The sequence below is a fragment of the Herbaspirillum sp. BH-1 genome, from assembly GCF_002870055.1.
Taxonomy (GTDB): Bacteria; Pseudomonadota; Gammaproteobacteria; order Burkholderiales; family Burkholderiaceae_D; genus Herbaspirillum; species Herbaspirillum frisingense.
Genome location: NZ_PKOI01000001.1, coordinates 332,352 through 355,395, shown reverse-complemented (window position 1 = coordinate 355,395; position 23,044 = coordinate 332,352). Strand labels below are relative to the sequence as shown.

The 23,044-nt window shown below is 65.9% G+C and carries 21 protein-coding genes; 12 read left to right on the top strand and 9 right to left on the bottom strand.

Going from position 1 to position 23,044, the window contains the following annotated elements; translation table 11 throughout:
• The first annotated feature begins 55 nt into the window (after positions 1 to 55).
• The 4 genes from HBH1_RS01590 (at position 56) to HBH1_RS01575 (ending at position 3,256) form a co-directional block, all read left to right on the top strand.
• Entirely contained in the window at positions 56 to 1,117 is a 1,062-nt protein-coding gene (locus HBH1_RS01590; RefSeq protein ID WP_102661320.1) for an acyl-CoA/acyl-ACP dehydrogenase, read from the top strand.
• Complete coding sequence (locus HBH1_RS01585) at positions 1,105 to 1,899, top strand: PIG-L deacetylase family protein (RefSeq protein ID WP_166758225.1); 795 nt, start codon at positions 1,105 to 1,107, stop codon at positions 1,897 to 1,899. Before HBH1_RS01590 ends, HBH1_RS01585 begins: the two co-directional genes overlap by 13 nt.
• The gene (locus HBH1_RS01580) at positions 1,896 to 2,480 is read left to right on the top strand and encodes a class I SAM-dependent methyltransferase (RefSeq protein WP_102661318.1); all 585 of its coding nucleotides are present in this window, start codon (positions 1,896 to 1,898) and stop codon (positions 2,478 to 2,480) included. The genes HBH1_RS01585 and HBH1_RS01580 overlap by 4 nt, the downstream gene beginning before the upstream one ends.
• 62 nt (positions 2,481 to 2,542) lie before the next feature.
• Positions 2,543 to 3,256 (top strand): glycosyltransferase family 2 protein, encoded by a 714-nt coding sequence (locus tag HBH1_RS01575; RefSeq protein ID WP_102661317.1) that lies wholly within the window; start codon positions 2,543 to 2,545, stop codon positions 3,254 to 3,256.
• Here the strand turns inward: HBH1_RS01575 and HBH1_RS25325 are convergent.
• Positions 3,220 to 4,728, bottom strand: a complete 1,509-nt coding sequence (locus tag HBH1_RS25325; RefSeq protein ID WP_233207488.1) for a YihY/virulence factor BrkB family protein — start codon at positions 4,726 to 4,728, stop codon at positions 3,220 to 3,222. The two genes, HBH1_RS01575 and HBH1_RS25325, sit on opposite strands and share 37 nt — an antisense overlap.
• A 324-nt stretch (positions 4,729 to 5,052) precedes the next feature.
• Between HBH1_RS25325 and HBH1_RS01565 the strand changes: the two genes are divergently transcribed.
• Positions 5,053 to 6,486 carry an NAD-dependent succinate-semialdehyde dehydrogenase gene (locus HBH1_RS01565; protein WP_102661316.1) on the top strand — a complete coding sequence of 478 codons (1,434 nt, stop codon included), beginning with the start codon at positions 5,053 to 5,055 and terminating at the stop codon, positions 6,484 to 6,486.
• 128 nt (positions 6,487 to 6,614) lie between these two features.
• Here HBH1_RS01565 and HBH1_RS25180 read toward each other — a convergent pair whose 3' ends face one another.
• The 3 genes from HBH1_RS25180 to HBH1_RS01550 all read right to left on the bottom strand — a co-directional run bounded on the left by HBH1_RS25180 (position 6,615) and on the right by HBH1_RS01550 (position 11,424).
• Entirely contained in the window at positions 6,615 to 9,632 is a 3,018-nt protein-coding gene (locus tag HBH1_RS25180; protein WP_199181508.1) for a DNA translocase FtsK, read from the bottom strand.
• 160 nt (positions 9,633 to 9,792) lie between these two features.
• Positions 9,793 to 10,362, bottom strand: coding sequence for a DNA-3-methyladenine glycosylase I (locus HBH1_RS01555; protein WP_102661315.1), 570 nt, complete (start codon positions 10,360 to 10,362; stop codon positions 9,793 to 9,795).
• A gap of 42 nt (positions 10,363 to 10,404) precedes the next feature.
• Positions 10,405 to 11,424, bottom strand: a complete 1,020-nt coding sequence (locus HBH1_RS01550; RefSeq protein ID WP_102661314.1) for a serine/threonine protein kinase — start codon at positions 11,422 to 11,424, stop codon at positions 10,405 to 10,407.
• A gap of 135 nt (positions 11,425 to 11,559) precedes the next feature.
• On the opposite strand from HBH1_RS01550, the gene HBH1_RS01545 reads away from it, so the two are divergent.
• Positions 11,560 to 12,267 (top strand): UPF0149 family protein, encoded by a 708-nt coding sequence (locus HBH1_RS01545; protein ID WP_077237830.1) that lies wholly within the window; start codon positions 11,560 to 11,562, stop codon positions 12,265 to 12,267.
• Between the two features lie 107 nt (positions 12,268 to 12,374).
• Here HBH1_RS01545 and orn read toward each other — a convergent pair whose 3' ends face one another.
• A complete protein-coding gene (orn, locus tag HBH1_RS01540; RefSeq protein ID WP_102661313.1) occupies positions 12,375 to 12,944 on the bottom strand; it encodes an oligoribonuclease in 570 nt (189 codons plus the stop codon).
• A gap of 212 nt (positions 12,945 to 13,156) precedes the next feature.
• Here orn and HBH1_RS01535 point away from each other — a divergent pair, with 212 nt between their 5' ends.
• The 3 genes from HBH1_RS01535 to rsgA are packed head-to-tail and all read left to right on the top strand — an operon-like array spanning position 13,157 to position 15,801.
• Positions 13,157 to 14,446: a M48 family metallopeptidase gene (locus tag HBH1_RS01535; protein ID WP_039877235.1), complete on the top strand. Its 1,290-nt coding sequence runs from the start codon at positions 13,157 to 13,159 to the stop codon at positions 14,444 to 14,446.
• Positions 14,447 to 14,503: 57 nt separating this feature from the next.
• Positions 14,504 to 14,860, top strand: a complete 357-nt coding sequence (locus HBH1_RS01530) for a 4a-hydroxytetrahydrobiopterin dehydratase (protein WP_102661312.1) — start codon at positions 14,504 to 14,506, stop codon at positions 14,858 to 14,860.
• Positions 14,860 to 15,801, top strand: a complete 942-nt coding sequence (gene rsgA, locus HBH1_RS01525; protein WP_077237827.1) for a ribosome small subunit-dependent GTPase A — start codon at positions 14,860 to 14,862, stop codon at positions 15,799 to 15,801. The genes HBH1_RS01530 and rsgA overlap by 1 nt, the downstream gene beginning before the upstream one ends.
• Positions 15,802 to 15,827: 26 nt before the next feature.
• Here rsgA and HBH1_RS01520 read toward each other — a convergent pair whose 3' ends face one another.
• The 4 genes from HBH1_RS01520 to HBH1_RS01505 form a co-directional block, all read right to left on the bottom strand.
• The gene (locus HBH1_RS01520) at positions 15,828 to 16,574 is read right to left on the bottom strand and encodes a 3-oxoacyl-ACP reductase family protein (RefSeq protein WP_006465644.1); all 747 of its coding nucleotides are present in this window, start codon (positions 16,572 to 16,574) and stop codon (positions 15,828 to 15,830) included.
• 40 nt (positions 16,575 to 16,614) lie between these two features.
• On the bottom strand, positions 16,615 to 17,682 hold the full coding sequence (locus tag HBH1_RS01515; RefSeq protein ID WP_102661311.1) for an alpha/beta fold hydrolase: 1,068 nt from the start codon (positions 17,680 to 17,682) through the stop codon (positions 16,615 to 16,617).
• A gap of 189 nt (positions 17,683 to 17,871) precedes the next feature.
• Positions 17,872 to 19,221 (bottom strand): sensor histidine kinase, encoded by a 1,350-nt coding sequence (locus HBH1_RS01510; protein WP_102661310.1) that lies wholly within the window; start codon positions 19,219 to 19,221, stop codon positions 17,872 to 17,874.
• Complete coding sequence (locus tag HBH1_RS01505) at positions 19,218 to 19,958, bottom strand: response regulator (RefSeq protein ID WP_006465647.1); 741 nt, start codon at positions 19,956 to 19,958, stop codon at positions 19,218 to 19,220. Before HBH1_RS01505 ends, HBH1_RS01510 begins: the two co-directional genes overlap by 4 nt.
• A 406-nt stretch (positions 19,959 to 20,364) precedes the next feature.
• On the opposite strand from HBH1_RS01505, the gene HBH1_RS01500 reads away from it, so the two are divergent.
• From HBH1_RS01500 to maiA, 3 genes are read left to right on the top strand one after another with little or no spacing between them, the layout of a single operon-like run.
• The gene (locus HBH1_RS01500; RefSeq protein ID WP_102661309.1) at positions 20,365 to 22,140 is read left to right on the top strand and encodes a cytochrome c biogenesis protein DipZ; all 1,776 of its coding nucleotides are present in this window, start codon (positions 20,365 to 20,367) and stop codon (positions 22,138 to 22,140) included.
• Positions 22,141 to 22,194: 54 nt separating this feature from the next.
• The gene (locus HBH1_RS25030) at positions 22,195 to 22,356 is read left to right on the top strand and encodes a hypothetical protein (RefSeq protein ID WP_158243264.1); all 162 of its coding nucleotides are present in this window, start codon (positions 22,195 to 22,197) and stop codon (positions 22,354 to 22,356) included.
• 43 nt (positions 22,357 to 22,399) lie between these two features.
• Positions 22,400 to 23,035, top strand: coding sequence for a maleylacetoacetate isomerase (gene maiA / locus HBH1_RS01490; protein ID WP_102661307.1), 636 nt, complete (start codon positions 22,400 to 22,402; stop codon positions 23,033 to 23,035).
• Positions 23,036 to 23,044: the final 9 nt, after the last annotated feature.

Below are 23,044 nucleotides of genomic sequence, written 5' to 3'. Positions count from 1 at the left end.
CGGCCCGTCCCGGGCTGCCTGAATCCCCTGAACCCTTGCACCCGGCCCGGTCATCATGAATCGCCCTGCCCTCGCTGATCTACTCGATTGCCCTTCCCTGCCGGCGCAGCTGGAACAATTCATCGCACCCGCCCTGGCTGCTTGTGCGCACGAACAAGTGGCCGCGTTGGATGCGCGGCTGCTGCGCCAGCTGGTGACGGCGGGACTGGATCGCCTCCCCCTGCCCGGCCACGGTGAAACGCTGGCGCGCTGGCAGGCATTGGCAGCGGTGGCCGCGCATGATCTGTCGCTAGCCAAGCTCTACGAAGCCCATACCGATGCACTGGCCATCCTGGCAGAAGCCGGACACGCGCGCCCGGCACGTTCCATCTGGGGTGTCTGGTGCGCCCAGGGGCGTCCCGGCAGCCTCGGCATGCACACGCCGGCAGCGGAAGACCATGTCCTGCTGGAAGGAGAAAAGCCCTGGTGCTCCGGCGCCGCCTCGGTCACGCACGCGCTGCTGAGCCATCGCGACGACGCCGGTCAGACCTGGCTGCTGGCGCTGGAACTGGGACAGCGCGGGGTCGAGATCATCGAGGACAACTGGGCGGCCGTGGGCATGTCCGCCACGCGCACCGCGCGCCTGCGTCTGCACAATGCCAGCGCCCAACGGGTGGGCGGGCCCGGTTTCTATCTGGACCGCCCCGGCTTCTGGCAGGGTGGCATCGGCATTGCGGCCTGCTGGCATGGTGCGGCGGCGACGCTGGTGGCGCTGCTGCGCGAGCAACTGGCGCAACGTGCCGACCCGCATGCCCTGGCACGCCTGGGCAGTGCCGAATGCGCGCTGTCCACCTCGGCGGCCACGCTGCGCGAAAGCGCGACGCGCATCGATGCCTTCCCGGGCGAGAACGCCATGCGTCATGCCTTGCGGTCCCGCCTCATCGTCGAACGCGCCTGCACGCAGATCATCAGCGACCTGGGCGCTGCGCTGGGCCCCCATCCTTATTGTGGCCAGCGGCGCAGTGCGCGCCTGCTGGCCGACCTGCCTGTGTGGCTGCGCCAGAGCCATGCCGAACGCGACCTGGCCGCCCTGGCCACATCCTGCCTGCAAGAGGAGTCCGCCCCATGCTTATTGTGAATACCCCTGCACCCGTAAGGCGCAGCGCCGCCGCACACCACGCACGCCATATCGATGTCGTCCACGGCACTGCCGAAGAGGTCTGGCAATCCTGCCAGCGTCTGCATGCGCTGCCCGAGATCGAACTGTGCAAGCTGGTGCCACCCCGCTCGCGGGCGGTGATCCTGGCACCGCATCCGGATGATGAAACGCTGGGCTGCGGCGGTCTGATCGCGCAGCTGGCGGGCATGATGCGGGAAATCGCGGTGGTGGCCGTCAGCGATGGTGAGCGCAGCCATCCCGATTCGTCGCCCCTGGCGCAGCGGCTGCCGCTGCTGCGGCCGGCCGAGAGCATGGCCGCGCTGGAATGTCTGGGCGCGGGGCAGGCCCAGATCCTGCGCGCCCGCATACCGGATGGCCAGATCCGCCAGCACCGGCTGGAATTGAAAGCCTGGCTGATCGCGCAGCTGCGCCACACGGATATCGTCTTTGCCCCGTGGCGCCTGGATGGTCATCCCGACCATGAGACGGTGGGCGAGATCGCTGCCGAGCTGGAACATGAACTGGGCTGCAAGCTGGTCGAAGTCCCGATCTGGGGCTGGCACTGGGCGCAGCCGCTGTCGGGCGACTTCCCCTGGGGCCGGGCGCACAAGCTGGGCTTCGATGCCGACACCGCCCTGCGCAAGCGCCGCGCCCTGCGTTGCTACCACAGCCAGATCGGTCGCGACGGCGAGCGCGATCCGGTGCTGCCGGCCGGCGTACTGGCGCACTTCGTGCGGCCCTACGAGGTGTTCTTCCTATGAGGAGCGGCGACAGCGGACACTTCGACCAGTTGTATGCGGCCAGTGCCGATCCCTGGAACACCAAAACCAGCTGGTACGAGCAACGCAAGCGCGCCATCGTCGCGGCGATGCTGCCGCGCCAGCACTGCACGGCCATCTTCGAACCGGGTTGCGGCAGTGGCGAACTGACCTTGCAGCTGGCCGAACGTTGCGGGCATCTGGTGGCGTCCGATTTCTGCGAGGACGCGGTGCGCATCACCCGCGACAAGACCGCGCATCTACCGCATGTCCACGTGCGTCGGCAGGCCTTGCCCGAGCAGTGGCCGGCACCGGCGCAGGACATGCCGGAGTTCGAGCTGATCCTGTTTTCCGAGCTCTGCTATTACTTCGATGCGCCGCAGATGGCCGAGATTTCCGCGCTCGCCGCAGGCAGCCTGGCACGCGGCGGCCATCTGCTGGCCTGCCACTGGAAGAAGGATTTCGATGACCGGCTGCTCGCCACCCGTCCCATGCACCAGTTGATCGACGCCCATGCGCGGCTCAAACGCCAGGCCTGCTACGAAGACGAAGACATCCTGGTCGACCTGTGGCGCAAGACCTGAATCCGTCCGACGCATTGATCTCATTGATCGGACGGTAAGAACAACGAGGAGAGGAGCACGTCATGATAGGCATCGTCATTCCCGCCCACGATGAAGAAGCCCTGCTGGAGCGCTGCCTGCAAGCGGTGCGCGAGGCCGCCGCGCATGACGATCTGCGGGGCGAGGAAGTGCGCATCGTGGTGGTGCTGGATGCCTGCAGCGATGGCTCCGAGAGCATTGCCCGCCGCCATCCGGTGAGCGTGCTGCCGATACAGGCGCGCAAGGTTGGCGTGGCACGCGCGCTGGGCGCCGATCAACTGCTGGCCCAGGGAGCACGCTGGCTGGCCTTTACCGACGCGGACACGCTAGTTGCCCCGGACTGGCTGGTGGCGCAGCTGGGGCTACAGGCCGATGCCGTCTGCGGCACCGTGATGCCCGATGACTGGCGCGGCCATCCGCCGGAAGTGCGGCACCGCTTCGCCCGTGACTACCTGGATCGCGATGATCATCGCCACATCCACGGTGCCAACTTCGGCGTCTGTGCGCGGGCCTATCGGCAGGCGGGTGGCTTCCCACCCTTGTCCTGCCATGAAGATGTGGCGCTGGTCCAGGCACTCCAGGCCATGGGCGCCCATATCGCCTGGAGTGCCCGTCCCCGTGTGAGCACCAGCACCCGGCCGCAGAGCAAGGCCCGTGGCGGTTTCGGCGACACCCTGCGCCAGTGGGCCGTGGAGGAATGCCCGGCACTGGCGCTGTCCCCTCAGCGCGGCTTGTCGTTGCCGCGCACCACCTGCTGAGCCTGCTCCAGGCTCACATGATGATCTTCGATGGTACTGACCAGCTTTTGCCGGCGCGCACGTGAGCCGAAATTGTTGGCGTAGATCCAGGTGAACTCGGCGCCCAGCAGGAAGATCTGCGCCGAGTAGTAGATCCACAGCAGCAGCAGCGCAAACGAACCGGCCGCACCAAAGCCGGAGGTCATGCCGGTGCTGCCCAGGTACAGGCCGATCAGGTATTTGCCGATGATGAAGAGCACCGTGGTGGCGACCGCGCCGATCCAGACATCGCGCCAGGACAAGGTGACCCGCGGCATGAACTTGTAGATCATCGAAAAGAGCGTGGAGAACACCACGAAGGACAGCACGAAGTTGAGCAATTGCAGCATCAGTTGCCAGCCCTCGAACCAGCCACCCCACCAGCGCCCCAGCGCCGCCAGCGCAGCACTGACCACCAGCGAGATGATCAGCAGGAAGCCCAGCCCCAGGATCAGCCCGAACGACAGCAGACGGGTGCGGGCCAATTGCCATACCCCGCTCTTGCGCTTGACGGCGGGGATGCGCCAGATACGGTCCAGCGCGCTCTGCAGTTCGGAAAACACCGCCGTGGCACCGATGACCAGGGTCACCACTGAAATGCCGGCAGCGATCATGCCCTCGCGGGGCTGGCTGACCGACTTGAGCAGGCCCTGGATGGCAAAGGCCCCTTCGGTGCCGACGATATCGCGGATCTGGTTGACGATCTCGCCTTGCGCCGCATCGTGACCGAACAGCATGCCGGCCACGGCGATGGCGATGACCAGCATGGGGGCAATGGAAAAGATGGTGTAGTAGGCGATCGCCGCCCCCATGCTGGGGGCAAAGTCATCCAGCCACGCATTGATGGCGGCCACCGTCATCTGCCAGGCCTGCTGTGGCCGCGTGCCGCCCTTGATCATCTTGACCTCGGCGGCCGGGTCCAGATAGTCCGACGGCGCCGGTTCCAGACGTGCCTTGACGATGTCCATGCGGGCTGGCGCATCCGGCGGCAAGGCCTCGTCCGCCTTGGCCTTGGCTTGGGCCCTGGCCGCGCTGGCGCGCGCCGATCCCTTGCGCCAGGCGGCGATCAATGGCGTAGCCAGGGTCACCAGGCGCAAGGCCTGCTCCAGGCCTTGCGGAATGGCGTCATGAGCAGCGTGCGCGCCAGTGGCACGCCGCGTGGTCGCGGCCGGCGGCGCGGCGCGGGTGGCATGCGTTGGCGTTGGTGTCACCGACGTGCGGCGCTGGCGCCGCTTGCGACCCAGCCAGATTCCCAGGCCGGCACTCAGCAATGCACCGGCGATGACGCCACCGGTGGCGCCGGCCGCTGGGCTCTGCCTGCCAGAAACAATGGCGCGGGTTGCCCCATCGGCGTGCTGACTGGCATCGCTGGAGGGCATCGCCTCAGGGGAATCGTCAGCGGGAGCGGCGGCAGCATGGCGGGCCGGATGCAATGGGGCGGGAGAGCTGCTCATGGGGACCTCGGCTGGGCATATTGTTATGCCATTGTGACCGATGCGCGTGAAGTAATGTTCCTTCGCCTTGTCGGCCCGTCCGGCCTTGTAGGAAGCCGCTGTCGGCGAGCCGGCAGGCGACGCGAAAACAGGGCGCATGGTATAAAGACAGTCTTTCGTGCAGCGGCCATTGCCCTCGTCGGCAAGATCGCGCATGAACCAGATCGGCAGCATCCGGTCTGTCTGAATTCTCCCCTGGCCGCAGCGCGTGCCACCGGTTCCGGCCCGCTGGCCCGAACCGGGCAGCGCCGGCCCTTCCCCCAACCTGACGAACGAGGATTGCCCATGTATAAGGACGTACAGCTTTTCATCAACGGCGAATGGACCGCCAGCGCTTCCGGTCGCACCATCGATGTCGTCAACCCGGCCACCGAGGAAGTGATCGGCAAGATCGCCCACGCTGACCGCGCCGACCTGGACCGCGCCCTGGAGGCCGCCAAAAAGGGCTTCGAGATCTGGCGCAACATGTCCGCCTTCGATCGCTCCAAGATCATGCGCAAGGCAGCCGACCTGCTGCGTGAGCGCGTCGAGGAGATCGCGCGCCTGATGACCCAGGAACAAGGCAAGCCGCTGGCCGAAGCCAAGATGGAAACCCTGGGTGCGGCCGACACCATCGACTGGTTCGCCGAAGAAGCCCGCCGCACCTACGGTCGCCTGGTACCGGCCCGCACCCCGGGTGCCTACCAGATGGTGATCAAGGAGCCGGTCGGGCCGGTGGCCGCCTTCACGCCCTGGAACTTCCCGATCAACCAGGTGGTGCGCAAGCTGTCGGCCGCATTGGCGGCAGGCTGTTCCATCATCGTCAAGGCCCCGGAAGAGACCCCGGCTTCGCCGGCTGAACTGATCCGTGCCTACGCCGATGCAGGCGTGCCGGCCGGCGTCATCAACCTGGTCTATGGCGTGCCGGCGGAGATTTCGGAATACCTGATCCCGCATCCGGTGATCCGCAAGATTTCCTTCACCGGTTCCACTCCGGTGGGCAAGCAACTGGCGGCGCTGGCCGGCCAGCACATGAAGCGCGCCACGATGGAACTGGGCGGCCACGCGCCGGCCATGGTGTTCGATGACGTGGATGTGGACCTGGCCGCCAAGACCCTGGCGACGTCCAAGTTCCGCAATGCCGGTCAGGTATGCGTGTCGCCGACCCGCTTCCTGGTGCAGAAGGGCGTGTTCAACGCCTTCGTCGACAAGTTCGTCACCTATGCCGAACAACTGAAGGTCGGCAATGGCCTGGAAGCTGGCGTGAACATGGGTCCGGTGGCCAACAAGCGCCGCATCCCCGCACTGGAAGCGCTGATCGACGATGCCGTCTCCAACGGCGCGCAACTGCGCACCGGTGGCAAGCGCATCGGTGACAAGGGGTACTTCTTCCAGCCCACCGTGCTGACCAACGTGCCGCTGAGCGCACGCGTGATGAATGAAGAGCCCTTCGGTCCGCTGGCACTGATCAACTCCTTCGAGACCCTCGATGAAGTCATCGCCGAAGCCAATCGCCTGCCCTTCGGCCTGGCGGCCTATGCCTTCGCCAAGTCGGCACAGACCAAGCACGCTCTGGCCGCCCGCGTGGAAAGCGGCATGCTGACCATCAACCACCTGGGCCTGGCCTTCCCGGAACTGCCCTTCGGCGGCGTCAAGGACAGCGGCTATGGTTCCGAAGGCGGTACCGAAGCCATTGAGGCCTACATCAATACCAAGCTGGTGACCCAGCTGGATATCTGAGGGCTGGCGCTCTGATGCACTGATCGCCTGAGACGGCGTTCAAGCAAAACGGCGAACCTGCAAGGGTTCGCCGTTTTGTCTTGTGCAGCCGGATATTCGCGCTGGCGCTGGCACCGATGCCGTTGTCTCTATTCCTCGCCGCCCGAGGGCGGCACCAGGATGTCGCGGCTGCCGTTGCGCGACATGGCCGAGAGCACGCCGGCTGTCTCCATCTGTTCCACCAGCCGCGCCGCGCGGTTGTAGCCGATGCGCAATTGCCGCTGCACCGACGAGATCGAGGCGCGCCGTGTCTTGAGCACGAAGGCCACGGCCTCGTCGTAGAGCGGATCGGACTCCGGATCGCCACCCTCGCCACCGGCGAACATGTCGGCCTGGGCCGTGTCCTCGGACATCGGCGGGGCCAGGATTTCCTCGATATAACGCGGCTCGCCAAAGGACTTCAGGTATTCCACCACGCGGTGCACCTCTTCGTCGGACACGAAGGCGCCGTGCACGCGCTGCGGGTAGCCCGAGCCCGGCGGCAGGAACAGCATGTCGCCGTGGCCCAGCAGGGATTCCGCCCCCATCTGGTCCAGCACGGTGCGCGAGTCGATCTTGGAAGACACCTGGAAGGCCACGCGGGTCGGGATGTTGGCCTTGATCAGGCCGGTGATCACGTCCACCGAAGGACGCTGGGTGGCCAGGATCAGGTGGATGCCGGCCGCCCGCGCCTTCTGTGCCAGGCGGGCGATCAGCTCTTCGACCTTCTTGCCGACCACCATCATCAGGTCGGCCAGTTCGTCGATGACGATCACGATGGTGGGCAGCTTTTCCAGCGGTTCCGGAGCGTCCGGCGTGAGGCTGAAGGGATTGGGGATCTTCTCGCCACGGGCGGCGGCTTCGTCAAGCTTCTGGTTGTAGCCGGCCAGGTTGCGCACGCCCAGCTTGGACATCTTCTTGTAGCGGCGCTCCATCTCGTCCACCGCCCAGTTCAGGGCATGGGCGGCCTCGCGCATGTCGGTCACCACCGGCGCCAGGAGGTGCGGGATGCCTTCATAGATGGACAGCTCCAGCATCTTGGGGTCGATCATGATCATGCGCACTTCCTCGGGCGTGGCCTTGTAGAGCAGCGAGAGGATCATGGCATTGATGGCCACCGACTTGCCCGAGCCGGTGGTACCGGCCACCAGCATGTGCGGGGCCCGCGCCAGGTCGGTCACCACGGGCGTGCCGGTGATGTCCTTGCCCATGGCAATGGTGAGGTGGGACGACGACTTGCGGTAGGCCTGGGAATGGATGATCTCGGAGAGCTTGATCATCTGCCGGCGCGCATTGGGCAGTTCCAGGCCCATGCAGGTCTTGCCGGGGATGGTCTCGACCACCCGGATGGAAGTCAGCCCCAGGGCGCGCGACAGGTCCTTCATCAGGTTCACCACCTGGGCGCCGCGCACGCCTTGCGCCGGTTCCACTTCGAAGCGGGTGATCACCGGGCCGGCTTCGGCGCCCAGCACGGTCACGGGGACCTTGAATTCCTTGAGACGCTGTTCGATCAGGCGGCCGGTTTCCTGCAGTTGCTCGGGATCGATCTCGATGCGCGACTCGGGGACTTCGTCCAGCAGGTCCAGCGAGGGCAGCGGGATATCCACCCGGGGCTCGTCCTCGTGCTCGGGATAGACCCTGGCCACCGGCGTGGCCACGGCCGGCTGCGGTTCGGGTATGCGCACGGTGAAGGCCGGCTGCCGGGACGCCGGCGATGCTGGCGCTGCCGGATCGGGCAGCATGTCGAACCAGGGCGCGTTGAAGGTGCCGAGGTCGATCGGTTCGTCTTCTGCGGGCAGGAGTGCTTCCGGCTCCGAGACGGGCAGGACGGGCGCTTGCGCAGGTTCGGCCGGCGCCCAGCTTGCCCCCGCCAGCGGCAACTCGGGCGCGGTCGGCAGGTCGGGGATGAGTGGCTCCTGCAGCGCGGAAGGCAGTGGTGAAGGTGGCACCATCGACACTATCGGCGCCATCGGCACGATGGGTGCGGCCGGTGGAGTGGGCCCCTGCAGACCATCGGCCTCGTGCAGGGAGCGCATCAGGCGGGTCGGGATCACATCGGCACGCGGTGTCGGCCCGGTCGGCCCGGTCGGCGCTGCGGCCTGCGGCGCGGCACGGCCTACGCTGCTGATGCGGATGCTGCGGGTCGGATTGAGCGGGGACGGCGCTGCCTGCTGATCACTGGCGGAACGGGCAATCGAGGACGGAATCGGGCGGATCGGTAACGCCGGACTGGCCGCCCGCGAGAGGCTGGCGTCGGCGGCGGCACTGGCGGCCGAGATGGCGCGGCTGGCGGCGGCGCGGGCCAGCATGGCTTCGGTCGGGCGCAGGGTTTCGAAAGCGGCCCATTCGGATTCCGGGCGCGCCTTGGCGGCGGGGCCGGACGGACGGGGACTGAGCGAAGGCCATTTGCCCCCTTGCCCGCCTTGGCCGCCCTGCCCTGCCTGGGCATGGCGCGACGGGCCGCCGGTCAGGGCAGACAGCGGTACCTTCCAGTCGTCACGGGCAGCACCCTCATGCGGGCGCTCATTGGCGGGGGTCGGCGTGAGGCGCGCCGGACGCGGGCGCGGTTCGAAGGGCGAACCCACCGGCGAGCGGTTCGCGGCATGGCCAGATGCATGGGCCGCTGCGCGAGGCGGCACGGGCGGGCGCACCGCTGGCGTGCGACGCTCGGCGCCCGCCGGGAAACTGCTGCGCTGACTGCTCAGGCGTACGCGTTCGCTCTCGATGCTGCCGCGTCGCGGCGGTCCCAGGTCCAGCTCCGGGTGATCGTCGCGGCTCTGCGCATCGTTACGACCAAAGATGGCACCGAGCAACCACTTCAGGCCCAGCGCCAGCAACGCCAGCAAGACCACGGCAGCGATGCCCTTGCTGATCTTGCCGCCGAGGGCCTCCATCAGGGCCGCGCCGACCAGGTCGCCGCTGGGGTCATCATCACTGTTGCTCAGTTGTGCGCGCACCAGCGCTTCCAGCGCGCCGCTGGCGGCCAGCAGCAACAGGCTGCCACACCAAAGGCGGATGGCGCCGCGGCCGCCGAAGATGGACTTGCGGCCGAGCGCGCGCGCTACCGTGCGCAGCAGCAGCGGCAGCAGCCAGAGGACCGACCAGCCAAACCATTTGACGAAAATCATGCTACTCCCATACTTCACCGGCCTGGCATGGCGCCAGCCGGCCTCGTGAATCTATCCCGGCAGTCCTGATGCACCGCCGCAGGCTGCGAGTGTAAACCAAACCCGACCACGGCCGCCTGTCCTCATTCCGTCTTCATGCCACCCTTTGGTACAGGTCGGCTCAGCGGCCGTGGCAATGGCAGTCGCACACATGGTCGTTGATCACGCCCACGCCCTGCAGATAGGCATAGATGATGGTGGAGCCGACGAACTTGAAGCCGCGCTTGGCCAGGTCCTTGGAAATGGCATCCGACAGCGGGGTCTTGGCCGGGCAGTCGGCCAGCGAGGCCCAGCGGTTGACGATGGGCCGGCCTTCGACCTGGCTCCACAGGTAGGGATCGAGACCACCCACTTCCTCGCGCAGCTTGAGGTAGGCGCGGGCATTGCCGATGGTGGCGGCCACCTTCAGGCGATTGCGCACGATGCCGGGGTCGGCCAGCAATTGCGCCACCTTGCGCTCGTCATAGCGGGCGATCTTCTCGGCATCCCATTGGTCGAAGGCAGCGCGGTAGCTCTCGCGCTTGTTGAGCACGGTCTCCCAGGACAGCCCGGCCTGGGCGCCTTCCAGGTTGAGCATTTCAAATAGCCGGGTTTCGTCATGGCAGGGGACGCCCCACTCGTGATCGTGGTACTCGACGTAGCGGGGATTGGCGAGGTTGACCCAGCCGCAGCGGGTGAGGGATTGGCTCATGGATGATGGGGAAAACAGTTCAGGCGGTTCATCGGTGCCGGCTCACACCGGCCACAGGGGCGGCTCATCCATCAGCGCGATCTGCTCGCGCAATTCCAGGATGCGGTCTTGCCAGTAGCGCTGGGTGTTGAACCAGGGGAAGGCGGCCGGAAACGCCGGGTCGTCCCAGCGGCGCGCCAGCCAGGCGGAATAATGGATCAGCCGCAGCGTACGCAGCGCTTCGATCAGGTACAGTTCTCGCGGCTCGAATTCGCAGAAACTTTCATACCCGGCCAGCAGGTCGGCCAGTTGCCCGACCATCTCGCGTCGCTCGCCGGAAAGCAGCATCCACAGATCTTGCACGGCGGGGCCACTGCGGCTGTCGTCGAAATCGACGAAGTGCGGGCCGGCATCGGTCCACAGGACATTGCCGACATGGCAATCCCCGTGCAGGCGCAGGCTGCGGATCTCACCCGCGCGGTCGTAACAGCGTTGCACGCCCTGCAGGGCCTGTTCGACCGTGGTACGCCAGGCGGTGGCCACATCCATGGGGATGAAGTCATGCGCCAGCAGCCAGTCGCGCGGCTCATGGCCGAAGCTGGCCAGGTCCAGCGCAGGACGCTCGACGAAGGGACGGCGCATACCCACCGCATGGATGCGGCCGATGAAGCGGCCCAGGCGTTCCAGGGTGTCGGCATCGTCCAGCTCGGGGGCTCGGCCGCCATGGCGCTGGAACACGGCAAAGCGGAACCCGGCATGGCGATGCAGGGTGGCGCCGCTTTCCAGGCGCATGGCCGGCACTACCGGGACCTCTTCGTCGGCCAACTCCTGCGAAAAATCATGTTCTTCGAGGATTTGTGCATCCGACCAGCGCAGAGGTCGGTAGAACTTGGCCACCAGCGGCGGGCCGTCTTCCATGCCGACCTGGTAGACCCGGTTTTCATAGCTGTTCAATGCCAGCAGGCGACCGTCGCCGTACAGGCCCAGGGAGTCGAGGGCATCGAGCACCGTATCGGGCGAGAGCGTGGCGAAGGAGGTGGCGTCGGGGACGTCAGGGATGTCAGCGGTGGCGGCTTGATTCATCCGGCTATTGTACTGTCCATGGCGCCCGCGCCGCAGCAGATTGCGGCAGCCAACGCCGACAATGCTCGCGCCCCTGGCTGAATGCCTTTACACTCCTGCCTTTGGTAATAGCAATCTTCAGCAACCGGACCCATCATGCAACTCGACCAGCCCCTTTCCGACGCCGAATTCGACGAACTCGACGATTTTCTCCTCTCCGATCGCTGCGCCGACGATGTGATGACCATGGACACCCTGCACGGCTACCTGACGGCGCTGGCCATCGGTCCGCAGGAAGTGCTGATGGCCGAATGGCTGCCGCGGGTCTGGGGCAGCCGTCCGGAAGACACGCCCAAGTTCAAGAACGGCAAGGAAGCCGAGCGCATCACCAGCCTGATCGCGCGCAGCATGAACGAAATCGCCATCACCTTCGAAGTGGCGCCCAAGGAGTACGAGCCCCTGTTCTGCGAACGTGAACATGAAGGCAAGCCGCTGCTGGACGCCGAGGCCTGGGCCTGGGGCTTCTGGGAAGGGATCCAGTTGCGCGCCGAGCAATGGGACGAAATCTTCCATTCCAACCTGGCCCCGCTGATGCGCCCGATCTACCTGCTGGGCTCGGAAGAGCTGGAAGAGGAAGAGACCAAGCTCATCGATGACCCGGTCAAGACCCACAAGCTGGCCATCGAGATCGAGGCTGCCATTCCTCACATCCACCGCTACTGGGCGCCGAAACGCAAGTCGGCCGTGGAACAGGTGCAGCGCGAGGCGCCCAAGACCGGCCGCAACGATCCCTGCCCCTGCGGCAGTGGCAAGAAGTACAAGAAATGCTGTGGCGCGGACAGCAGCGCAGACGGCACCGAATAAGCCAGAAGGTCACCGGGGCAAGCATTTCCGGCCCATAACGAAAAAGGCGCACCGGGTAGCCGGCGCGCCTTTTTATTGCACTGTTGGCAACATGGCTGCCCTGCGCATCACTCCTTGATGAAGTGCTCGCGGTAATACTTGAGCTCTTCGATCGACTCCAGGATATCGGCCAGGGCCGTATGCATCTGGCGCTTCTTGAAACCGGTGGCGATTTCCGGCTTCCAGCGCTTGCACAGTTCCTTCAGGGTCGACACATCCAGGTTGCGATAGTGGAAGAATTCTTCCAGCTTGGGCATGCCGCGCACCATGAAGCGACGGTCCTGGCAGATCGAATTGCCGCACATGGGCGACTTGCCGGCCGGGACGTATTGCTTCAGGAAGGCGATGATCTGCTGCTCGGCATCGGCTTCGGTGACGGTGGAAGCCTTGACGCGGTCGATCAGGCCCGAGCGGCCGTGGGTCCCCTTGTTCCAGGCATCCATGCCGTCCAGCAGTTCATCGGACTGGTGGATGGCCAGTACCGGGCCTTCGCCCAGGATGTTCAGTTCTGCATCGGTAACCACCACGGCCACTTCGATGATGCGATCCTTGTCCGGGTCCAGTCCGGTCATTTCCATATCGACCCAGATCAGGTTCATTTCATTGGGCCGGACGGGCGCGGCGGGGGCTTGTGACATAATTCTTCCTTATTGACGGGATGGGGATCTGGCCCCATCTGCTGCATGGTTCCATTGCCTGGTTCGCTCGCCCGGCACGCGCCGGGCGTCATGACCCGATGTCTTGCCAACGACGCTGGTCGGTGGCGGGTGTTCGAGTCGGACCACGAACTTCGATACGAACTTCTTGACGAATTTCGATACGAATCTTCATATTTTCGCACAGGGTACGCATGTCTTCACTTTCGTTTTCCGTTTTGTTCATCGTGTTCCTGGGGATCAGCCTGGGGGTGCGGTTCTGGCTGGCGTCGCGCCACATCCGCCATGTGATCGCGCATCGCGCCGCCGTGCCGCCCGAGTTCGCCGAGAAGATTCCCCTGTCGGCCCACCAGAAGGCGGCCGACTACACGGTCGCGCGCACCAAGTTCGGGCTGGTGACCTTGCTGGTCAATGCGGCGGTACTGATCGGCTTCACCCTGCTGGGCGGACTGCAGTGGCTTTCCAGCCTGCTGCTGGGCTGGACCGGCGGCCCCGGGATGCTCTACCAGATCGCCCTGGTGGCCGGCTTCGGCATCATCTCCGGCCTGGTCGACCTGCCCTTCGACTACTACCGCCAGTTCCGTCTGGAAGCCGGTTTCGGCTTCAACAAGATGAGCCGCGCCCTGTTCTTCAGCGACATGATCAAGCAGAGCCTGGTGGGCGCGGTGATCGGCCTGCCGTTGCTGTGGGTGGTGTTGACGCTGATGGACAAGGCCGGCGCGCTGTGGTGGTTCTACACCTGGGTGGTGCTGTGCGCCTTCCAGCTGCTGATGCTGGTGATCTATCCCAGCTTCATCGCCCCGCTGTTCAACAAGTTCACCGCGCTGGAAGACGACAGCCTGCGCAGCCGCATCGAGGGCCTGATGCAGCGCGTGGGCTTCGCTTCCAAGGGCTTGTTCGTGATGGACGGTTCCAAGCGCAGCGCGCATGGCAATGCGTATTTCTCGGGCTTCGGCTCGGGCAAGCGCATCGTCTTCTTCGATACCCTGCTGGCGCGCCTGGCCCCGCACGAGATCGAGGCCGTGCTGGCCCACGAACTGGGTCACTTCAAGCTCAAGCACATCGTCAAGCGGGTAGTGGTGATGTTTGCCATGTCGCTGGCGCTGCTGGCCCTGCTGGGCTACCTGAAGGGCCAGGCCTGGTTCTATACCGGGCTGGGCGTGGACCCGCTGCTGCTGGGCAGCAACGACGCAATGGCGCTGATCCTGTTCATGCTGGTGCTGCCGATCTTCACCTTCCTGCTCTCGCCACTGTCGTCGCTGTCCTCGCGCAAGCATGAGTTCGAGGCCGATGCCTTTGCCGCCCAGCATACCCATGCCCAGGACCTGGTCTCGGCGCTGGTCAAGCTGTATGAGGACAACGCCTCCACGCTCACCCCCGACCCGCTGCACTCGGCCTTCTACGATTCGCATCCGCCGGCTTCGCTGCGCATCCGGCACCTGCATGGCGCCATGGCAGCACCTGCGCCAGCTGGCAATCACTGATTTCTTTCATTGCATAGAGGTCAGGGGCATGCAGCTTCCTGACCGTTGGAGAACCCCATGAGCATTACCGCAAGCACCCTCGCCGCTTCCCGTTGCGTCCAGCCCATCGAGGCCCTGGATGACGCCGCCCTCGCCAGCCACCTGGCCGCCCTGCCCGAATGGAAGATCGAAGGCGGCAAGCTGGCGCGCAGCTTCGCCTTCGCCAACTATTACGAGACCCTGGCCTTCGTCAATGCGATTGCCTGGGTGATCCATGCCGAAGACCATCACCCCGACCTGGGCGTGAGCTACAACCGCTGCAGCGTGCGTTTCGATACCCATAGCGTCAACGACGGCCGTGGCGGTCTCTCGACCAACGACTTCGTCTGCGCGGCCAAGGTCGACGCCATCTTCGCCCAGCGCGCCAACGCCTGATGGCTGGCCGCAAGCAAGCCGCAGCACGCGGCGCCGGGCCGGCCGCCAAGGCCGACCTGGAATCCGGTCTGGTGATCGCCGCCCACGGGCGGCATTATCTTGTGCAGGCAGGGGAACAGAAACTGCATTGCGTCACCCGTGGCAAGAAGAGCGACGTCTCCGTGGGTGACCACATCCGCCTGGCGCGCACCTCGCCGGACCAGGGCGTGATCGAGGCCATCGACGAGCGCAAGACCCTGCTGTACCGCTCCGACCAGTACAAGTCCAAGCTGCTGGCGGCCAATGTGGATCAGCTGTTCATCGTGGTGGCGACCGAGCCCAGCTTTACCGACGACCTGGTCTCGCGCGCGCTGGTGGCAGCCGAATCGGCGGGCGTATCAGCCCACCTGATCCTGAACAAGACCGACATCACCGAGGCCCTGCCGAAGACCCGCGAACGCCTGCAGGTCTATGCGCGCCTGGGTTATCCGGTACACGAGGTCTCGGCCAAGGCCCACCCGGACGAGACCCGCGCGGCCTTCATGCCGCTGCTGGCCGGCAAGAGCACCATCCTGATCGGCCAGTCCGGCATGGGCAAGTCCTCCATCATCAACCTGATCGTGCCGGACGCCGACATCGCCACCCGCGAAATCTCGGCCGCGCTCGACACCGGCAAGCACACCACCACCTTCACCCGCCTGTACCAGATGGAGGGCGGGGCCAGCATCATCGACTCCCCGGGCTTCCAGGAATTCGGCCTGTACCAGCTCTCCGAAGGCATGCTGGAACGCGCCTTCCGTGACTTCACACCCTACCTGGGCAAGTGCCGCTTCTACAACTGCCATCACCTCAACGAACCCGGCTGCGCCGTGCTGGAAGCGGTTCAGGCCGGCGAGATCGCCGGCCTGCGCCATCAGCTGTATGCACAGCTGGTGCATGAGTCTTCACAGACGCTGTATTGAAAGCGAGGTTTCGGAGGGGATCAGGTTCAGGCCAGGAAACCGCCGTCAATAGTGAGACTGGCGCCGGTGATGAGGCGCCCCTCCTCCGATACCAGGAAGGCTACAAAATCGGCGATTTCCTCCGGCTGTCCAAGGCGACCAATGGGCATCATCGGTGTCAGCAAGGCGGCCATCTCCGGTTCGCCGCCCCGACTCATATCTGTCACGGTCGGCCCCGGCTGCACATTGCTCACCGTAATACCACGAGGCCCCAGGTCGCGCGCCAGTCCGCGAGTCAGTGATGCCAGCGCTCCCTTGGTCATCGCATACACCGCACTGCCAGGGAAGCCGGCGCGTTCGGCCACCACGCTGCCTATCAACACGATGGCCGAACCAGCGGCCATGTGCGGCAAGGTGGCCTGAACCGCGACAAATGCTGCGCGCACATTGACTTCGAACATGCGGTTGAAATCTTCCAGCGCGAAGTCTTCCACTTCCCCACGCAGCAACAGCCCGGCGCTATTGACCAGAATGTCGATGCGTCCGAACTCGGAGGCGACCTGCGCAATGGCGGCCTGCAGCGCCGCCGGGTCACCACTGTCGGCCTGGATCGCCAGCGCCCGGCCGCCTGCGGCATGAATCTCGGCAACCAATGCACTGGCCTTGTCATGACTACCCGCAAAGGTCAATGCGACCACCGCGCCCTGGCGCGCCAACTTGCGAACAACGGCCGCGCCGATGCCGCGCGAACCTCCGGTAACGAAGGCTATTTTTTTGTTGAGACTACGTTGCATGATGTTTCCTTTTATCTGGATGTTGGGATGAGGCCAGCGATCAGGCCGACAAGCGATCGGCCTCGACGACGGCCAGCGCAAACTCGCGCGGAGCTTCCTGCGGCAGGTTGTGGCCGATGCCGCCGGTCAAGGTGTGGTGCGCATACGGCCCGGCGAAGCGCTTGCGATAGAGCGCCGGGTCGAGGTGCGGGGCGCCGTTGGCGTCCCCTTCCAGGGTGATGGTGGGCACCGTGATCACGGGGAAGCTGCCCAGGCGCTGCTCCAACGCGTCGTACTGCGTCTGGCCCGGTGCCAGGCCCAGACGCCAGCGGTAGTTGTGCACCACGATGGCGACATGGTCCGGATTGTCGAACGCGGCGGCGCTGCGGGCATAGGTAGCGTCGTCGAAATGCCAGCGCGGCGAGGCCGTCTGCCAGATCAGTCGGTTGAAATCCTTGCGGTACTTTTCATAACCGGCCACGCCGCGATCGGTGGCCAGGTAGAACTGGTACCACCAGTCCAGCTCGGCTTGCGGCGGCAGCGGTTGGCGGCCGGCATCGACATTGGTCATCAGGTAGCCGCTTACCGAGACCAGCGCCTTGACGCGCTGCGGCCACTGGGCGGCGATGATGCAGGCGGTGCGTGCACCCCAGTCGAAGGCGCCGAAGATGGCGCGATCAATGTTGAGTGCATCCATGAACGCAATGATGTCCAGTGCCACGACCGCCTGCTGGCCATTGCGCACGGTCGACGCCGACAGGAAGCGGGTACTGCCGTAGCCACGCAGGTAAGGGACCAGTACGCGATAACCGGCCGCTGCCAGGGCCGGGGCCACGTCGACGAAACTATGGATGTCGTAGGGCCAGCCATGCAGCAGGATCACGACAGGGCCATCGGCTGGACCGACATCGGCGTAGCCGACATCAAGCAGGCCGGCCTGCACCTGCCTGATCTGGCCGAAGGAAGTGTGCACGCCCGGCATCACCTTGCCGAGGACGCCGTCGTCGAGGCCGGGCGACTGCGCCCACGCCGTGGCCGACAGGCCCAGTTGCGCGACCATGGCAGTGCTGGCGGTGGCCGCGGCGGCACCGAACAGGCGGCGGCGTTGAAGATTGATTTCCTGTGTCATCGGGTTCTCCGTTCATGTGGATGGGACATGAAGGAGAATGCCGCGCCGATGTATCGCCCTTGTGTACGGCCAAGCCTGGTTTTGCAAGCCGGTGTAGCGGCGGCCACGCCGGATACATTGGGATACGCAATCCTGCGCCAGCAACCAGCAACCAGCAACCAACAGCCACCGGCCAGGTCCCCTGCCGATTCAGAACAGGGAACTGATCACCAGTTCCGCCTCCAGCCCCTGCGGCACATCCGACCGGTTGCGTAGCACCAGACTGCCCTGCAGGGCCAGCGCCAGCTGGCGGGCGATGGCCAGACCCAGGCCGGTGCCGCCGGTGCTGCGGTTGCGCGAGCCTTCCAGACGGACGAAGGGCTGGAATACCGCCTCCAGCTGGTCCTCAGGGATACCCGGGCCATGGTCGCGCACTGCGATGCGCAACTGCCCGGCGGGCAGGATACTGGCTTGCACCTCGGCGGCCCCACCGAACTTGACCGCATTGTCGATCAGGTTGGTGAGGATGCGACGCAGCGCATGGCTGCGGGTGATCAGGGCCAGCGTGGGCAGGGTGCCGGCCAGCGTCACCGATTGGCCGCTGTCCTGATAATCGAAGACCATGCTCTCCAGGAACGAGGCCAGGTCGATGCGCACGGCGGCCTCGTCGTTGCCGTGCGCACTGCGCGCATAGGCGATGCCCTCCTGCACCAGACGCTGGATTTCGGCCAGGTCGTTGAGCAGCTTGTCGCGCTCGCTGCCGGGATCGGCCATCTCGGCACGCAGCCGCATGCGCGTCAGCGGCGTCTGCAGGTCGTGCGAGACCGCCGCCAGGATCTGCATGCGTTCCTGCAGGTGATCGGCGATGCGCTCGCGCATGGCGTTGAAGGCAGTCGCAGCGTGGGCGACTTCGGCCGGACCGTCCTCCTGCAGGGGCGGGCTCGGACGGCCCAGGTCGAGGCGGTCGGCAGCGGCGGCGAGGTCGGCCAGCGGACGCAAGGCCAGTCGCACCGCGAACCAGCTGCACAACACCAGCAGCAGCAATTGCGCCACCAGCACGTAGGGCAGCCACTGGGTGAGCGGCTTCATGGCCGGATGCAGATCCACCGTCAGTGCGCTGCCATCGGACAGGCGCAGATGCGCCTGCAGATGTTCACGCGGACCGGGAACGGTCTGCATCGTGAAGGGATAGCGGCCACCCAGTGCGGCCCGGATGCGCGCAGCGATCTGCTGCGCCCGGGGCGACAGTTCGGGGATGCCGGCGCGACCTTCGCCGATGACATAGCCATAGGTATCACGCTGCAGCGGCGCCAGCCACTGAGGCCGTTCGGCGGCGGGCAGGCGATCGAGAATGGCGACCGAGGTGGCCACGTCGTTTTCCAGCGTATCGAGCATGACCGCACGCGCTGCGGTATAGCGCTCCAGGAACAGCACGGCGAAGGACAGGATATGGGCCAGCGCCAACGCCGCCAGGAAGATCAGGAACAGGCGTGCCCCCAGGGTGCGGGGCATGCGCAGCACGCGCCTGGGTACGCCGGCATCAGCTGAACGCGTGGTCACGGGCGGGCTTCCTCGATCTCGACCGGCATCGAGAACACATAGCCCTCGCTGCGGATGGTCTTGATGTAGCGCGGTTCGCGCGCGTCATCGTCCAGCCGCTGGCGCAGCCGGCTGACCAGGAGGTCGATGGAACGGTCGAAGATCTCGGCTTCGCGCCCCTGGGTCAGGCTCAGCAGCTGGTCGCGATTGAGCACCCGCTGCGGGTGATCGACGAACACCCGCAGCAGACGGTACTCGGCGCCGCTGAGGGTGACCACCATGCCATCGGGCGCCAGCAGGTGGCGCTCCGAGGTATCCAGCCGCCAGGGACCGAAGCGCAGCAGCCGGCCGGCTTCACTGACCTGCAGATTGGGCGGCAGCATGCGGGTCCGGCGCAGCACCGACTTGATGCGCGCCAGCAGTTCGCGCGCGGCGAACGGCTTGGCCAGGTAATCGTCGGCGCCCATTTCCAGGCCGACCACGCGATCGGTCTCCTCCGAACGGGCGGTGAGCATGATGATGGGGGTGGCCTTGTGCTTGCCGGCGCGCAGCTCGCGACACAGGACCAGGCCATCGTCGCCGGGCATCATGATGTCCAGCACGATCAGGTCCACGGCGTTACTGGCGACGAAGGCGCGCATCTGGCGACCATCGGCAGCCACGTCCACGCGCAAACCGTTCTTTTTCAGGTAGTCGGCCACCAGTTCGCGGATGTCGCGGTCGTCGTCGACGATGAGGATGTGATCGATGTGTTCCACCTGCCTGCCCTTCCCTTGTTGTGTTCAGTGTTGTCGCTTTCAGCTTTCAGCTTTGAGCTTTGAGCTTGCAGCCGGCCGGAGGCGGAACTGGCTCGAGTGAAAGTGCGCGACCCTGTCTTTTACGTCTTGCAAGCCTCCCCTGCAAGGGCTGCCGGCGGGAGATTTGTACCTCAATGTATCCGGCCGTATGCCGGACACAGACGACGACAAAACCACCCGCCAACCGGATTGAGAGGCCGCGAGCCTACCAGCCCGCCGCTGTTGGCGAGAATTGTAAGCCCGTGTAGCCGCGCCGTCGGCGGACACGCAGCGATACACAAGCCGGCCCTGGCCTACACATGACAGATACACCGGCGCGGTCTCATGCACGGGTCGCCAATCACACCGCCCTTGCCGGCCTTACATCATGACCCTCTATCTTGCCGCCTTCCTCGGCGGAGCGCTCACTTTGCTGAGCCCCTGCATCCTGCCGGTCCTGCCCTTCCTGCTGGCCCGCGCCGACCAGCCATGGCGGCTGCGCCTGGCGCTGCTGGCGGGCATGGCGCTGGTGTTTTCTGCCGTGGCCACGCTGGCTGCGGTGGCTGCCAACTGGGCCGTCCATGTCAATGAAGCGGGTCGCGTCGCAGCCATGCTGGTGCTGGCCCTGTTCGGTCTGACGCTGATGTCGCCCACGCTGGCCACACTACTGGCGCGCCCGGGCGTACTGCTGGGCAATGCGCTGGCCGAGCGCGGTGGGACGCCACGGGGCGGGCGCGAGAGCGTAGCCGCAGCCGTGCTGCTGGGCGCGGCCACCGGCCTGCTATGGACTCCCTGCGCCGGCCCCATCCTGGGTCTGGTGCTGTCGGCCGCCGCCTGGGCCGGCCCGACGCCGCACACTGCCACCCTGCTGCTGGCCTACGCCAGCGGGGCGGCCTGCATGCTGGCCGTGGTCCTGTCCGCTGGGGCCGGTGTGATGGCTGTTCTGCGCCGTCGGCTGGGGATGGGTGAGTGGCTGCGCCGGCTGCTGGGTGCAGCCGTGCTGGCCGGGGTCGCCAGCATTGCCGTGGGCGCGAGCCTGCCGCTGGCGGCGAAGGCCAGCGCTACCGAAGGTCTTGAGACCCGCCTGCTCGAGCTGCTGGCACCGCCACGCGGGCCAGTTGCCGCAGCCATGGCTGGCGGCGCAATCGATCATCCGGCGGAGACGGCCAGGCGCCCCTACCGCAGCACCCTGCCGGTCGAAGGCGCATTGCCGGCCCTGGACGGTGCCGTGCAGTGGCTGAACTCGGCCCCGCTATCGGCGCAACAGTTGCGCGGCAAGGTGGTGCTGGTGGATTTCTGGACCTACTCCTGCATCAATTGCATCCGCACCCTGCCCTACATCCGGGCCTGGGCCGAGAAATACCGTGATCAGGGCCTGGTGGTGATCGGGGTGCATACCCCCGAGTTCGCCTTCGAGCGCAAGGTGGACAACGTGCGCCAGGCTGTGAACGAATTCAAGCTCGACTTCCCGGTCGCGGTCGACAGCGAATTCCGCCTGTGGCGCGCCTTCGACAACAACTACTGGCCGGCGATCTACCTGGCCGATGCCCAGGGCAAGCTGCGCTACCACCAGTTCGGCGAAGGGCGCTACGAGAGCACCGAAGAGGCCATCCGGGCCCTGCTCAAGGAGGCTGGCCAGAGCGCGAAAGGCAGTGACGGAGATGCTGCCGTGAAGCCCAACGCCACCGACATCCAGGCCGCGCCTGACCTGGCCCGGCTGGCTTCACAGGAAAGCTATCTGGGCTATCGCCAGGCCACCGGCATGGTCTCGCCGGAACGGCTGCGGCCCGATGTGGCGATGCACTACAGCGCCGCGCCACTGCAACTGAATCAATGGAGCCTGAGCGGCACCTGGAAGGTCGGTGCCGAAGCGGTGAGCCTGCAGCAGGCCGACGGCAGCATCGCCTACCGTTTTTCGGCACGCGACCTGCACCTGGTGCTCGGCCCCGGGGAAGACGGCCGGCCGGTGCGCTTCGTGGTCAGCGTGGATGGCCAGGCGCCGGGGGAACTGCATGGTGCCGACATCGATGCCGCCGGCAATGGCACGGTCAGCCGCACCCGGCTGTTCCAGCTGGTGCGCCAGCGTGGCGGGGTCAAGCCGCGTCGTTTCGAGGTGCGCTTCCTCGACCCCGGCGCCACTGCCTACGCCTTCACCTTCGGCTGAGTTGCCCGAGCCGGCCTGAACCCTCACATCGTTTTCAAGAGAAAGGAAGACACCATGCGCACCATGATCGGCTGGATCACCGCATTGGCCATCTCGGCCAGTCCTTGTGCCTGGGATACCCACGCACCGGAGCAGGCGCAGGCCGCAGCCGCCCTGGCGGCTTTGTCCGCCGCTGCCGGGAAGCCCGCGCCATCGGCGGGGTTACCTGCCCCCTGATTTTTCATCGCTTCATCGCTTCATCACTTCAAAAGGACCAGACATGAAACTGTATCTCAACGACATCTCCTCGGCCGCCTCGCGCGTGCGTATTGCCCTGGCCATCAAGCAGATCGAGGTCGACGTGCTGCCGGTCTCCATCCTCGGCGACGATCCGGAAAACCGCCGCGAGGACTACCTGCGCATCAATCCGCAAGGTCTGGTGCCGGCCCTGGTGACGGATCAGGGCGGGCTGATCACGCAATCCATCGCCATCATCGAATACCTGGACGAGCTGCATCCTGAGCCACCGCTGCTGCCCAAGGGACTGGAACAGCGCGCGCTGTCGCGCTCGGTCGCCATCGCCATCGCCGCCGAGATCCATGCGCTGGTCCCGCCCCGGGTGGCGCGCCGGCTGTCGACCCTGCCCGGAGTGACGGGAGCGGAGATCGCCGACTGGAACCGGCACTGGGTGATGGAAGGTCTGCAGGCCATCGACCGCCTGCTGCAGAGCCACCAGGCCGGGCCATTCGTCGCTGGTCAGCAAGCTTCGCTGGGCGACATCCTGCTGTTCCCGCAGACGGTCAATGCCGAACGCATGGGCATCGACCTGTCGCAATGGCCGATGCTGGCAGGCATCCATGCGCGGCTGGCGGATATGCCTGCCTTTGCGGAAAATGCCCCGGCCCCGCGCACATGACAGCGGGTA

Bases quoted from the DNA above. Each gene is read 5' to 3' on its own strand.
- HBH1_RS01590 (WP_102661320.1), top strand. From the start codon at position 56: ATGAATCGCCCTGCCCTCGCTGATCTACTCGATTGCCCTTCCCTGCCG.
- HBH1_RS01585 (WP_166758225.1), top strand. From the start codon at position 1,105: ATGCTTATTGTGAATACCCCTGCACCCGTAAGGCGCAGCGCCGCCGCA.
- HBH1_RS01580 (WP_102661318.1), top strand. From the start codon at position 1,896: ATGAGGAGCGGCGACAGCGGACACTTCGACCAGTTGTATGCGGCCAGT.
- HBH1_RS01575 (WP_102661317.1), top strand. From the start codon at position 2,543: ATGATAGGCATCGTCATTCCCGCCCACGATGAAGAAGCCCTGCTGGAG.
- HBH1_RS25325 (WP_233207488.1), bottom strand. From the start codon at position 4,728: ATGAGCAGCTCTCCCGCCCCATTGCATCCGGCCCGCCATGCTGCCGCC.
- HBH1_RS01565 (WP_102661316.1), top strand. From the start codon at position 5,053: ATGTATAAGGACGTACAGCTTTTCATCAACGGCGAATGGACCGCCAGC.
- HBH1_RS25180 (WP_199181508.1), bottom strand. From the start codon at position 9,632: ATGATTTTCGTCAAATGGTTTGGCTGGTCGGTCCTCTGGCTGCTGCCG.
- HBH1_RS01555 (WP_102661315.1), bottom strand. From the start codon at position 10,362: ATGAGCCAATCCCTCACCCGCTGCGGCTGGGTCAACCTCGCCAATCCC.
- HBH1_RS01550 (WP_102661314.1), bottom strand. From the start codon at position 11,424: ATGAATCAAGCCGCCACCGCTGACATCCCTGACGTCCCCGACGCCACC.
- HBH1_RS01545 (WP_077237830.1), top strand. From the start codon at position 11,560: ATGCAACTCGACCAGCCCCTTTCCGACGCCGAATTCGACGAACTCGAC.
- orn (WP_102661313.1), bottom strand. From the start codon at position 12,944: ATGTCACAAGCCCCCGCCGCGCCCGTCCGGCCCAATGAAATGAACCTG.
- HBH1_RS01535 (WP_039877235.1), top strand. From the start codon at position 13,157: ATGTCTTCACTTTCGTTTTCCGTTTTGTTCATCGTGTTCCTGGGGATC.
- HBH1_RS01530 (WP_102661312.1), top strand. From the start codon at position 14,504: ATGAGCATTACCGCAAGCACCCTCGCCGCTTCCCGTTGCGTCCAGCCC.
- rsgA (WP_077237827.1), top strand. From the start codon at position 14,860: ATGGCTGGCCGCAAGCAAGCCGCAGCACGCGGCGCCGGGCCGGCCGCC.
- HBH1_RS01520 (WP_006465644.1), bottom strand. From the start codon at position 16,574: ATGCAACGTAGTCTCAACAAAAAAATAGCCTTCGTTACCGGAGGTTCG.
- HBH1_RS01515 (WP_102661311.1), bottom strand. From the start codon at position 17,682: ATGACACAGGAAATCAATCTTCAACGCCGCCGCCTGTTCGGTGCCGCC.
- HBH1_RS01500 (WP_102661309.1), top strand. From the start codon at position 20,365: ATGACCCTCTATCTTGCCGCCTTCCTCGGCGGAGCGCTCACTTTGCTG.
- HBH1_RS25030 (WP_158243264.1), top strand. From the start codon at position 22,195: ATGCGCACCATGATCGGCTGGATCACCGCATTGGCCATCTCGGCCAGT.
- maiA (WP_102661307.1), top strand. From the start codon at position 22,400: ATGAAACTGTATCTCAACGACATCTCCTCGGCCGCCTCGCGCGTGCGT.